The organism is Allobosea sp. TAB14, assembly GCF_052113865.1.
Taxonomy (GTDB): Bacteria; Pseudomonadota; Alphaproteobacteria; order Rhizobiales; family Beijerinckiaceae; genus Allobosea; species Allobosea spartocytisi.
This window is the reverse complement of the sequence record NZ_JBFRDQ010000233.1, coordinates 1-11,636: the sequence shown is the minus strand read 5'-3', so window position 1 is coordinate 11,636 and position 11,636 is coordinate 1. Positions and strand designations below refer to the sequence as shown.

Below are 11,636 nucleotides of genomic sequence, written 5' to 3'. Positions count from 1 at the left end.
TTCTTCTGCAGCTCGTAGAGGATCTTGATGTCGATCTGATCGAGCTTCATGGGGGTCTCGTCCGCTGGCGCCGTCGCAGGATGGGTCATGGGCGGCCCGGCTCCGCCCGATCATGACGGAAGCCGGCGCTCCCGGCAATCGCACGGCAGATGCTGCCGCGCGCGAAGCCCTTGTTACCGGGACTTCGCGAAAGAAGAACGCGGAATCCGCCGGTCCGAACGGAAGGAAATGCCGCGAAACGGCGATATGCGGTGCGCGCCCCCTGTCCCGACGGGCTAGGCTTCGTCTTCGTCAAGGAGACCGTGATGCCGGCGCCGCTTTTCGAGATCGAGACCAGCCCGCCCCTGCCCGAGAGCGCGGATGCCGTCGTGATCGGCGGCGGCATCGTCGGAGTCTGCACCGGCTATTATCTCGCGCGCCGCGGCATCAAGGTCGCGCTCGTCGAGAAGGGGCGCATCGGCGCCGAACAGTCGAGCCGCAACTGGGGCTGGTGCCGGCAGCAGAATCGCGATGCGCGCGAATTGCCGATGGCGACGGAGAGCCTCGCGTTGTGGGACCGCTTCGCCGCCGAGATCGGCGAGGATCTCGGCTTCCGCCGCTGCGGCCTGCTCTATCTCAGCGATGACGAGGCCCAGCTCGCCGGATGGGCGAAGTGGCGCGATTTCGCGATCGGCCAGGGCGTCACCACCCACATGCTTTCCAGCGACGAGGCCTCCGCCCGAGGCGCCGCCACCGGCAAAAGCTGGAAGGGCGGCGTCTTCTCGCCGAGCGACGGCACCGCCGACCCCTCGCGCGCCGCGCCCGTAATTGCGCGCGGCATCGTCAAGGCAGGCGGCACGGTGCACCAGTTCTGCGCGGCGCGCGGGATCGAGACGAGCGGCGGGCGGGTCTCGGGCGTCGTCACCGAAAAGGGCACGATCCGCACGAGCACGGTCGTCCATGCTGGCGGCGCCTGGGCTTCCTCCTTCCTCAACCAGCTCGGAATCCGTTTCCCGCAATCATCGGTGCGGTCGTCGATCCTGTCGGTGATGCCAGGGGTGTCCGGCATTCCGGACGCGGCTCGACGCGCCGACGCCGATGGAGGCGAACCGCATCCTCGRCCCGACGCCCGATCGCAAGCAGATCGCCGAGACCCATGCGCGGGCGCTCAAGCTGCTGCCGGCCCTGAAAGGCGTGCCGGTGCAGGCGCGCTGGGCCGGCTATATCGACTCGACTCCGGACGGCGTGCCGGCCATCGGCGAGCTCGCGGGTGTGCCCGGCTTCATCCTCGCCGCCGGCTTCAGCGGCCATGGCTTCGGCATCGGCCCGGGCGCCGGCCACCTGATCGCCGACATCGCCAGCGGCGCGAAGCCGATCGTCGATCCGGCATCCTATCGGCCGGACCGGCTGGATGGCTCGGCCTTCGGCAAGGTCGCCGAGTTCTGAGCCCCGGCGGGTGCTGGCTTGCGAGCACATAAGTCGATCTTATGGGGTCGGCATGAATTCGTCTTGTCGCTCCCGACGGACGGTACGGATGCTGCATGAACCGGTTCGGGAGACCGGGTGGATTCCAAGAAGGGGAGATGGGGAATGATCGGATTGAGAACGGTTCTGGCGGCTCTCGCCATGGTGGCGGCCGGGGCCAGCGCTCAGGCGCAGACGGTCTACAAGGTCGGCTCGACGCCGACGGGCACGCCCTTCACCTTCCTCGACGCGAAGACCAACACCATCCAGGGGATGATGGTCGACGTGATCGAGGAGATCGGCAAGGACCAGGGCTTCAAGGTCGAGATCCAGCCGATGCAGTTCTCCGCGCTGATCGCGGCGCTGACCTCGGGCAAGATCGATATCATCTCGGCCGCCATGTACGGCTCGCCCGAGCGGGCGAAGGTCGTCGACTTCAGCAAGGACGTCTACGCCTATGGCGAGGGGCTCGTCGTATCGACCAAGGACGAGAAGGACTATGGCGGCTTCGACGATCTCAAGGGCAAGAAGGTCGGGGCCCAGATCGGCACCCGCTACATCGATGCCCTGAAGGCCGCCGGCACGGCTGCGGAAGTCAATGCCTATGACAGCCTGCCCGACATCCTACGCGACGTCTCGAACGGGCGCCTCGACGCCGGCATCGGCGACTACCCGATCCTGGCCTACAACCTCGCCCAGGGGCGCTTCCCGCAATTGCGGCTGGTGAAGTCCTACAAGCCGTCCGTGCCCGGGCCGATCAACATCGCCGTGAAGCAGGGCAATGCCGAATTGCTGGGCAAGATCGACGCCGGCCTCGCCGCCATCAAGAAGGATGGGCGCTTCGACGCGATCCTGAAGAAGTGGGGCCTCTGAGCGTTCCACGGATCGCATCATGAGCCACTTCCTCAGCCAGGTACCGACGTTCCTGCCGATCCTGATGCAGGGCGTCTACCTGACCATCCTGGTCACGCTCGGCGCCTTCGTGCTCGCGACGGCCCTCGGCCTGCTCTGGGCCTTCATGCGGGTGAGCGGCATCGCGCCGCTCGCCTGGACGGCGCGCACGATCATCGTCGTGGTGCGCGGCATCCCCGGCCTGGTGACGCTGTTCTACATCTATTTCGTGCTGCCCGATCTCGRCCTCTCGCTGACCGCGTTGCAGGCCGCGATCATCGGCCTCGGTATCGCCTATTCGCCCTATATGGCGGAGGTGTTCCGGGCTGGGATCGAGGCGATCGACCGCGGGCAGACGGAAGCTGCGCTCTCGATCGGCATGGGCTGGGGCCTGATGATGCGGCGCGTCGTCCTGCCCCAGGCGATCCGCGTGGCGCTGCCGCCCTATGGCAGCACTATGGTGATGCTGCTCAAGGATTCCTCGCTCGCCTCGACGATCACGGTCGCGGAGCTCTCGCTGCAGGGCAAGCTGCTGGCGTCCTCCACCTTCGAGAACACAGCGATCTTCACCTTGGTGGCGCTGATCTATCTCGCCATGAGCCTGCCATTGACGGCGTTCAACGCCTGGCTCGAACGGCGTCTGGGGGCTGGCCGATGAGCATCGTCGCGCTGCGCAATGTGCGCAAATCCTTCGGGCCGCTCGAGGTGATCCACGACGTCTCCTTCTCGGTCGAGAAGGGCGAAGTGGTCTGCATCATCGGGCCGTCCGGCTCCGGCAAGTCGACACTGCTGCGCTGCATCAACGGGCTCGAGACCTATCAGGGCGGCGAGATCGTCGTGCATGGCGAGCGGGTCGACACCAAGGCGCGCAGCATCCGGCAGGTGCGGACGCGGGTCGCCATGGTGTTCCAGCGCTTCAACCTGTTCCCGCACCGGACGGCGCTGGAGAATGTCGCGGAAGGGCCGATCTTCGTGAAGAAGGAGCCGCGCGAGCAGGCGCTCGCCCAGGCCCGACAGCTCCTCGAAAGGGTCGGGCTCGGCGCCAAGATCGACGCCTATCCCGCCCAGCTCTCCGGCGGCCAGCAGCAGCGCGTCGCCATCGCCCGCGCGCTCGGCATGCGGCCGGATGCGATCCTGTTCGACGAACCGACCTCCGCGCTCGACCCCGAGCTCGTCGGCGAGGTGCTCGCGGTGATGCGCTCGCTCGCCGACGAGGGCATGACGATGATCGTCGTCACCCATGAAATGGGCTTCGCCCGCGAGGTGGCCGATCGCGTGCTCTTTCTCGATGGCGGCGTGCTGGTCGAGCAAGGGCCGCCGAGCGAAGTGCTCAGCCGGCCCCAGAACCCGCGCACGCAGGACTTCCTGCGGCGCATCCTGCAAGCATGAGGATCGCGGCATGGCACAGGTGACCGGGCCGTTCTTCGCCGAGGGCGCCGTCGACACGCCCTATTGGTGGGATGCGGCCGAGCCCAAGGCCGCCCCCTCCACCGCGCTGCCGGCCAGCAGCGAGGTCGTGATCGTCGGGGCAGGCTTCACCGGCCTCAATGCGGCGCTGACGCTGGCGAAAGCCGGCAAGCAGGTGACGGTGCTCGACGCGGAAGCGCCGGGCTGGGGTGCCTCCTCCCGCAATGGCGGCATGCTGGGGCCGGGGTGGGCGACCTTCGACACGGCCATGGCCTATGGGCCGGAAAAGGCGCGCGCCATCGTCGGAGAGAGCTTTCTCGCGCTCCAGCACGTCAAGGACGTGGTGGAGCGCGAGGCCATCGCCTGCGACCTCGCAGTGGTGGGCTATTTCCGCGGCGCCATGACGCCGCGCCTCTACGACGCCATGGGCCGCCAGCTCGACCGCATCCGCAAGGTCATGCCCTGCGACGCCTATCTGGTGCCGCGGGCCGAGCAGCATGGCGAGATCGGCACCGATCTCTACCATGGCGGCCTCGCCATTCCCGGCTATGCCGGGCTCCATCCCGCCCGCTATGTAGCAGGCCTCGCCGAGGCGGCGCGCCGCGCTGGAGCCCAGCTCTTCGGCGGCGCGCGCGTCACGGCGATCGCGCGGGATGCCGGCGGCTTCACCGTCTCCATCGGCCGGCAGCGGATCGCGGCGAAGCAGCTCCTCGTCGCCACCAACGGCTATACGGGTTCGCTCCTGCCCTTCCTGCAGCGGCGGATCATCCCGATCCGCAGCGCGCTCATCGCCACGGCGCCGCTGCCGCCCGAGGTCATGAACAGGCTGATGCCGAAGCGGCGCATGCTGGCGGGCAGCCAGCGCGTCGTGACCTATTACCGGCCCTCGCCGGACGGCACGCGCGTGCTCTTCGGCGGCCGCGTGCTCAAGGTCAACGGCGAGAACGTGGCGCGGGCCAATGCCGGCCATCTGCGCAAGCAGATGCTGCAGGTCTTCCCGGAGCTGGAACGGACGCCCCTCACCCATTACTGGCATGGCCAGACCGGCTTCACCTTCGACAAGCTGCCGCATCTCGGCGAGCGGGAGGGCATCTTCTACGCCTGTGGCTACAACGGCACCGGCATCGCGCGGGCAAGCTGGTTCGGCCACAAGATCGCGCAGCGGATGCTCGGCAGCGTGGAAAAGCCCAGCGCCTATGAGGACCTGCCGTTCAGGAGCCGCCCGCTCTATTACGGCAAGCCCTGGTTCCTGCCGCTCGCCGTCCAGTTCTACGAGATGCTGGATCGCTGGGAGCAGCGTTAAAGCATCGGACTGGACATCGGCGCTCGCGGCGGCGATGTCTGCGCCATCGCCGATGCTGGAACCACCGATGCGGGCCCGCCAACTCGAAGTCTTCTGCACGCTGATGCGCAGCGGCACCGTCACCGGCGCGGCGGCGATGCTCAACATCTCGCAGCCGGCGCTGAGCCAGATCCTGCTCCACACCGAAGACCAGCTCGGCTTCAAGCTGTTCGACCGCGTGCGCGGCCGGCTGGTGCCGACGCAGGAGGCCGAGGAGCTCTACGCCCAGGCCGAGCACATCTTCGGGGAGCTCGATGCGCTCCGTCGGCGAACCGTCGATATGCGGCACGGGCGCACCGGGCTCGTCAGGCTGGCGGCGTCCGCCCCACCCTCGATGTCGATCGTGCCGCGGGCGCTGCTCGCCTTCCGGGAAGCGCATCCCGACATCGTCGTGCGCTCGCTCATCGCGTCGCAGGCGAGCATCATCGACATGCTACGCAGCGGCGAGGTCTCGCTCGGCATCACCATGAACAACCTGCCGCATCAGGGAATCGTCACGGAGACGGTCGGCCATGCCGATCTGGTCTGCGTGCTGCCCGCGCAGCATCGGCTCGCGGCGCTGGACCGGATCGGCTTCGCGGATATCAAGGCAGAGACCCTGATCTCCTACCGCGCCGACACCTTGCCGGGGCGCCTGCTCGCGGTTGCGGCCGAAACGGAGGGGCTTGCCTATGCTCCCGCGATCGAGATCGACCTGTCCATCACGGCGCTGCCCTTCGTGCGCGACGGCCTCGGCCTTGCCGTCGTCGACGGGCTGCTGCCATGGGAGCAGTTCAACGGCATCGTCGCCCGGCCGTTCTCGCCACGGATCGAGGTGCCGATCGCGATCGTGACCAGCAAGGACCGGCCGCTCTCCGCCAGCCATGAATGGATGCGCGACTGCCTCAGAGCCGCCGGCCGCGACTTCAGCCGGGCAGCTCCCGCCAGCGGGTGAGCTCGCGCGGACGCCTCAACCGTCGGCGTCCTCCAGCAACGCACCGATCGGCGCGGGCCTGACCGGAGCCTGAGCCCGCAGCCGGCCGGCTTCGCGAGCAGAGCCAAGACCCGCGCGGGCAGCCACGATCTCGGCGGCGGCGAGCTCGCAATAGCGGCCCTGGCAGCGCCCCATGCCGACGCGTCCGAGCGATTTCGCGCGGTTGACCTCGCCCCCGCCGAAGTCGACGGTCTCGCGCAACTCCGCCGCCGTCACGCCCTCGCAGCGGCAGATCACGGTCTCATCGGGAAGCGTGGCCGCCGCCGGCCAGGGGAAGGCCTCGGCGACGCCGCCCGCGAAGCGGGCGAAACGACGCAGCCGGCGCCTGTCGGCGGCGATATCGGGCGCCGGCAGGCCGAGATCCTGCAGGCAGGCAGCGGCGGCGAGGCGCCCCGCGATCTCGGCCGCATCCGCGCCGAGAATGCGCAAGCCGTCCCCGGCGAGATAGACGCCCGCGCTGGCCCGCCCCATCTCGTCGGCTTTCGGCAGCCATTGGCGCCAGCTCTCGTCATAGGCGAAATCGCACCCGGCGAGATCGGCGAGCCGCGTCTCGGACCGCAGATGCCAGCCGAGGCCGACCGCGTCGCAGTCCGTGTGACGCTCCTGCCCGGCCGCGTCGCGCCAGCGGATGGCGACGGGTCCGCGTTCATCGGCCTCGATCCGGTCGAGCCTGACCCCGGCATGGTAGAGCCCGGCGAGGCGCGCCCGCATCGCGAGCCCGCGCAGGGCGAAAACCGGCCGCGCCGCGAGACCACCGAGACCGGCGAGCTGCCGGCGCATCGGCGAAGTGTCGAGCACCGCCGCGACCTCGCCGCCAGCCTTCAGCAATTGCACCGCGAGCAAGGTAAGCAGCGGGCCCGAGCCTGCCAACACGGAGCTGCGCGCGTGGTGGACGAGCCGGCCTGCCGCGAGCATTCCGTCGAAGGCGGCGTGCAACGCCACAGCCTTCGACGCCTCGGAATCATAGAGCGTCTCGGGCGAGCGCATGAAACCCGGTGGCGGCCGGCGATAGATCTGGCCGCCGGCGCGCTCGGCCTCGTCGATCACGATCGGCGTGAGCCCGGCTGCGACGAGCGTCTGCGCGGCGCGGATGCCAGCCGGACCGGCGCCGACGACGACCACGCGCGGCGTTCCGCCGCCGCTCACGGCCAGTCTCCCGGAGCGTCGGTCAGCAGCCGCATGCCCTCAGTGAGCGGCGTCGAGCAGGCGCGGATGCGCGGCCCCTCCTCCTGCCAGACCCAGCAATCCTGGCAGGCGCCCATCAGGCAGAAGCCGGCGCGGGTTTCCACCCCGAATTCGGAATGGCGCAGCGCCGGCGCCACGGAAAGGATGGCGCTGAGCACCGTGTCCCCGGCAAGTGCCTGCCGTTCCGCGCCGTCGAGGACGAAGCACATCGGCGCGCGGTTCGTCTCGGCAAGCCGGACGAGGCGCCCGGCCGGATAGCCCGCCGCGCTCACTCGGCCGCCTCGGGCAAGGCAGCACCGCCCTCGGGCATTTCAGGGAAGCGCAGGCGCGCCTCCCTGAAAGCCTGCGCCACGCCCTGCGCGCCCACCTTGCCCTTCATCCGGCGGAAGATCTCCGTCTTGGCGAAGAAGCGCCAGTGGATCGGCAGGCCGGCAAGCAGCGCGGTGAGCCGGTCATAGGCTTCCGGCGTCCATTGCGCCTCATAGCCCTCGCGCTCGGGGCCGAAATGGAAATGGCCCTCGACCGGCGAGCGTGATGCACGGCGCGCCTGCGTCGCCGCCTCGTCGACCTCGCCTGCGCGGATGACGACGCCGTAGTCGCGCTCCGCCGCCTCGGCCGAGACGTAGCCGCGCGCCACATCCGTCGCGACGCGCCAGGGCTCACGGTCGAAAGGATGGCCGCGGCCGCCGCCGCCGGCGGAGCGGATCTCGAGCACGTCGCCCGGCTGGAGCACGGCGGTGTCGATATTGCCGAGCCGCCGCTCCTCCGGCTGGCCGGGGTTGACGACCATGTCCGACAGGCCCGCCGCGCGGCCGCCGAGCATGCCCCAGGGACGGAAGAAGCTGCGGTCCCGGTTGCGGGCGGTGATGCGGCTATCCGGCGCGAAGACGCGGAAGGCCATCTCGGTGGCGAGCCCGCCGCGCCAGCGTCCGGCGCCGCCGCTGTCCTTCGCCAGCCCGTATCTGACGAACTCGACCGGGGTTTCCGTCTCGGTGATCTCGATCGGCGTGTTCCTGAGATAGGCGGCATCGGCGCCCGAGCCGTTGGTGCCGTCGCGATGCGGCATGCCGCCACCGCCGCCGACCACCGGGTTGACCGCGGCGATGACGGTGCGGCTCGTGCGCTCGTCCGTCGTCATCACGTTGACGATGCAGTTGTTGCCAGCGGGTGCTGCCGGCAAACGCTCCGGCACCGCTTGCGAGAACGCCCCGAAGATCACCGAGCGCAGCCGCGCGCAGGTCAGCGAGCGCATGCCGACCGCCGCCGGGAAGACGGGGTTGAGCACAGTTCCTTCCGGCGTGATGCAGGTGAAGGGGCGCGTCAGGCCGGTATTGAGCAGGATCTTCGGGTTCAGCGTGTAGAGGACGTAATAGACCCCGACCAGCAGCATCGTATGCCGGGGGTTGCCGCCGCTGGGAAYGTTGAGTGACGACGCGAGCTGCGGATCGGAGCCGGTGAAGTCGAGCACCGCCTCGCCGCCGCGGATCGTCAGTTTGAGCTTGAGGCGGCAAGGGTTGGCCTCGACGGAATCCTCGTCGGCGTAATCGGCGAATTCCCAGCTTCCGTCCGGCATTCCGCGCAGCACCTCGCGCGCCTGCGCCTCGGCATGGTCGAGCAGCGCATCGACGCCTTCGAGGAAGGCCCGCCGGCCGAACTTCTCGATCATCGCCAGCACCTTGCGCTCGCCGGTGTTGAGCGCGCCGACCAGGGCCATGATGTCGCCGATGTTCAGGTCCGGCTTGCGGACGTTCGTCGTCATGATCCGCAGGATCTGCTCGTCGAAGACGCCTTCGTTGACGAGCTTCATCGGCGGGAAGCGGATGCCCTCCTGATGGATCTCGGTCAGGGCGCGCGACAGCGAGGCCGGCACCGCGCCGCCCATATCGGTGTTGTGGATATGGCCGCCCGTCCAGGCGACGATCTCGCCCTCGTGAAAGACCGGCTTCCAGAGATGGGTATCGGGAGCGTGGGTCGCGACGAAGCAGGAATAGGGGTCGTTGGTGAAGGCCACGTCGCCGGGCTTGTAGTCCTCGACCATCTCGATCGCGGGCGCCCAGGAGAGGCCGGGATACCAGGTCGCACCCAGCTCCATCGGCACGGCGAAGGTGTCGCCGCGCCGGCTGATCAGCATGACGGTGAAGTCCTCCGTCTCCTTGACGAAGGCGGAATGCGCCGTGCGGTGCAGCGTATGCGCCATATTCTCCGCCGCGGCGCGGGCGTGGTTGGCGAGGACCTGCAGCTTCATCCGGTCGAACATCGGCGTCACTCCGCGAAGGTCAGGTGCAGGTTGAGATGGCGGTCGATCCGGGCGCGGGCGCCGAGGGGGATCGCGACGGTGGTGTCCTCCTGCGCCACCACAGCCGGGCCGGCGAAGCGGCTGCCGGGCTTCAGCTCGGCGCGGCTGTAGAGGCCGACCGCGCGGCGGGCACCGCCGGTATGGACCGCGATCTCGCGTTCGGGCTCTGCTTGTTCATCGACCTCATCCCATTCGGGGAAGGTCAGCGCCGGGCCGGCGCCGATGGCCGAGAGGCGCAGATTGACGATCTCGACGCGGCCCTGCGCATCGTCGAAATCGTAGATGCGCGCATGCGTCAGGTGGAATTCCCGCGCGATCGCTTCGGCGTCGCCGCTCTCCAGCCAGGCGGGCTGCAGCGGCACCTCGATCTCGTAGCTCTGGCCGACATAGCGCATATCGGCCGAGAGCCTGAGGTCGGCCGGTCCGGCATGGCCCTGGGCGGCGAGCCAGGCGCGTCCGTCCTGCACCATCGCGGCGAAGGCCCGGTGAAGCTCCGGCAGCACGCCCGGCGACAATTCGGCGAAGAGCGTACGCACGAAATCGCCGCGCAGATCGGCGACGAGGCCGCCCAGTGCCGAGACGACGCCGGGGCGGCGCGGTGCGATCAGCCGCGTCATGCCGAGCTCGCGGGCGAGGAAGGCGCCGAGCATCGGGCCGCCCCCGCCGAAGGGCATCAACGTGAAATCCTTGAGATCGACGCCGGCCCGCGACGAGAGCTTCTCGACCTCGACGAACATCTCGGAGACGGCGATGTCGAGGATGGCCTGCGCGGCCTCCTCCACCGAGCGGCCGAGCGCCTCGGCGAGGCGCCCGACGGCGGCGCGGGCGAGGCCGGTATCCATGCTGAGCTGGCCATAGGCCATCTCGCTATGGCCGAGCCAGCCGCAGACCACCATCGCATCCGTCACCGTCGCCTGCTCGCCGCCGCGGCCGTAGCAGGCGGGCCCCGGCGTGGAGCCAGCCGATTCCGGGCCGACGCGCAGCACGCCCTGCCCGTCGACCGAGGCGATGGAGCCACCGCCGATGCCGATCGAGCTGACCGAGACGGAGGGGATATAGAGCGGGAACTCGCCGATCATCTCGCCGGTGCCGTATTGCGCCTCGCCGTCGATGATCAGGGCGAAATCGGCGGAGGTTCCGCCGATGTCGAGGGTCAGCACACGCTTCTCGCCAGCCTGCCGCGCGAACCAGGCCGCGCCGATCACGCCCGAGGCCGTGCCCGACAGCAGCATGGAGACGCAGGCGCGCTTGCCCTCGGCGGCGTTCATCACGCCGCCATTGGACTTGGTGAGCAGGCAGCGCGCGGGCACGCCGCGCCCCTCCAGCCGCTCTTCCAGCGCCGAGAGATAGCCGGCGATGCGCGGATGGACATAGGCGTTGAGGATCGCCGTCGTCGTGCGCTCATATTCGCGGATGACCGGCCAGACCTCGGCCGAGGTGAAGACGAAGAGCTCAGGCGCGAGCCGCGCGATCTCGGCTTTCACCGCCTCCTCCTGGGTGCCGTCGCGCCAGGCATGCAGGAAGGCGACGACGATGCCGACTGCGCCACGCGCCTTGGCCGAAGCCACCGCGGCGGCAACCGCGGCGAGATCAGGCTTGACCGTCTCGCGGCCGTCCGAGCGCATCCGGGCGGGGATGCCGAAGACGCGGTCGCGGGTAATGAGTTGCTCGGGGCGGGAGCAGAACAGGGAATAGACGTCGGGCATGCGCAGCCGGGCGAGCTCGATGACGTCCTCGAAGCCGGCATTGGTGAAGAGCGCGAGCGGCGCGCCCTTGCGCTGGATGACCGTGTTGACGCCGACCGTGGTGCCGTGGACGAAGCGCGTCACGGCGGTGGCGTCGAGCCCCTCGCGCTCGGCCAGCAGCGTGAGGCCCGTCATCAGCTCCGCGCCCGGATCGTCCGGTGTCGTCAGCACCTTGAGCGAGGCGACGCGGCCGCTGCGCGCTTCCAGGGCGCAGAAATCGATGAAGGTGCCGCCGATATCGACACCGATCTTCCAATCCGCGCCGTCGCCCATACCCGTGCCGAGCGCTGCCCCGCCTGCCATGTCCATGCCTCTCCTGTGCCGACCCGGAAGCTGGCATGGGCGACGCCGCCC

Annotated in this window: 9 protein-coding genes and 1 pseudogene; 6 read left to right on the top strand and 4 right to left on the bottom strand. The window is 69.4% G+C overall.

The annotated features are described in order from the left end of the window. Positions 1–305: 305 nt before the first annotated feature. The 6 genes and pseudogenes from AB4Y99_RS24735 (at position 306) to AB4Y99_RS24710 (ending at position 6,017) form a co-directional block, all read left to right on the top strand. A pseudogene (locus AB4Y99_RS24735) lies at positions 306–1,425 on the top strand (NAD(P)/FAD-dependent oxidoreductase). Positions 1,426–1,569: 144 nt separating this feature from the next. Beyond that, positions 1,570–2,316: an ABC transporter substrate-binding protein gene (locus tag AB4Y99_RS24730; protein ID WP_441525184.1), complete on the top strand. Its 747-nt coding sequence runs from the start codon at positions 1,570–1,572 to the stop codon at positions 2,314–2,316. 19 nt (positions 2,317–2,335) lie between these two features. Continuing rightward, entirely contained in the window at positions 2,336–2,992 is a 657-nt protein-coding gene (locus AB4Y99_RS24725; protein WP_441525183.1) for an amino acid ABC transporter permease, read from the top strand. Then, positions 2,989–3,723 carry an amino acid ABC transporter ATP-binding protein gene (locus AB4Y99_RS24720; RefSeq protein ID WP_441525182.1) on the top strand — a complete coding sequence of 245 codons (735 nt, stop codon included), beginning with the start codon at positions 2,989–2,991 and terminating at the stop codon, positions 3,721–3,723. Before AB4Y99_RS24725 ends, AB4Y99_RS24720 begins: the two co-directional genes overlap by 4 nt. Before the next feature lie 10 nt (positions 3,724–3,733). Continuing rightward, positions 3,734–5,044 carry an NAD(P)/FAD-dependent oxidoreductase gene (locus AB4Y99_RS24715; RefSeq protein WP_441525181.1) on the top strand — a complete coding sequence of 437 codons (1,311 nt, stop codon included), beginning with the start codon at positions 3,734–3,736 and terminating at the stop codon, positions 5,042–5,044. A 67-nt stretch (positions 5,045–5,111) separates the two neighbouring features. After that, positions 5,112–6,017 carry a LysR family transcriptional regulator gene (locus tag AB4Y99_RS24710; RefSeq protein ID WP_441525180.1) on the top strand — a complete coding sequence of 302 codons (906 nt, stop codon included), beginning with the start codon at positions 5,112–5,114 and terminating at the stop codon, positions 6,015–6,017. A 15-nt stretch (positions 6,018–6,032) separates the two neighbouring features. On the opposite strand, the gene AB4Y99_RS24705 is transcribed toward AB4Y99_RS24710, so the two are convergent. From AB4Y99_RS24705 to AB4Y99_RS24690, 4 genes are read right to left on the bottom strand one after another with little or no spacing between them, the layout of a single operon-like run. Beyond that, positions 6,033–7,202 (bottom strand): NAD(P)-binding protein, encoded by a 1,170-nt coding sequence (locus tag AB4Y99_RS24705; protein WP_441525179.1) that lies wholly within the window; start codon positions 7,200–7,202, stop codon positions 6,033–6,035. Beyond that, positions 7,199–7,450, bottom strand: coding sequence for a (2Fe-2S)-binding protein (locus AB4Y99_RS24700; protein WP_441525185.1), 252 nt, complete (start codon positions 7,448–7,450; stop codon positions 7,199–7,201). Before AB4Y99_RS24700 ends, AB4Y99_RS24705 begins: the two co-directional genes overlap by 4 nt. Before the next feature lie 59 nt (positions 7,451–7,509). Continuing rightward, on the bottom strand, positions 7,510–9,498 hold the full coding sequence (locus tag AB4Y99_RS24695) for a hydantoinase B/oxoprolinase family protein (protein WP_441525178.1): 1,989 nt from the start codon (positions 9,496–9,498) through the stop codon (positions 7,510–7,512). A gap of 5 nt (positions 9,499–9,503) precedes the next feature. Next, positions 9,504–11,585: a hydantoinase/oxoprolinase family protein gene (locus tag AB4Y99_RS24690; RefSeq protein WP_441525177.1), complete on the bottom strand. Its 2,082-nt coding sequence runs from the start codon at positions 11,583–11,585 to the stop codon at positions 9,504–9,506. Positions 11,586–11,636: the final 51 nt, after the last annotated feature.

Bases quoted from the DNA above. Each gene is read 5' to 3' on its own strand.
- AB4Y99_RS24700 (WP_441525185.1), bottom strand. From the start codon at position 7,450: ATGTGCTTCGTCCTCGACGGCGCGGAACGGCAGGCACTTGCCGGGGAC.
- AB4Y99_RS24710 (WP_441525180.1), top strand. From the start codon at position 5,112: ATGCGGGCCCGCCAACTCGAAGTCTTCTGCACGCTGATGCGCAGCGGC.
- AB4Y99_RS24720 (WP_441525182.1), top strand. From the start codon at position 2,989: ATGAGCATCGTCGCGCTGCGCAATGTGCGCAAATCCTTCGGGCCGCTC.
- AB4Y99_RS24730 (WP_441525184.1), top strand. From the start codon at position 1,570: ATGATCGGATTGAGAACGGTTCTGGCGGCTCTCGCCATGGTGGCGGCC.
- AB4Y99_RS24715 (WP_441525181.1), top strand. From the start codon at position 3,734: ATGGCACAGGTGACCGGGCCGTTCTTCGCCGAGGGCGCCGTCGACACG.
- AB4Y99_RS24690 (WP_441525177.1), bottom strand. From the start codon at position 11,585: ATGGCAGGCGGGGCAGCGCTCGGCACGGGTATGGGCGACGGCGCGGAT.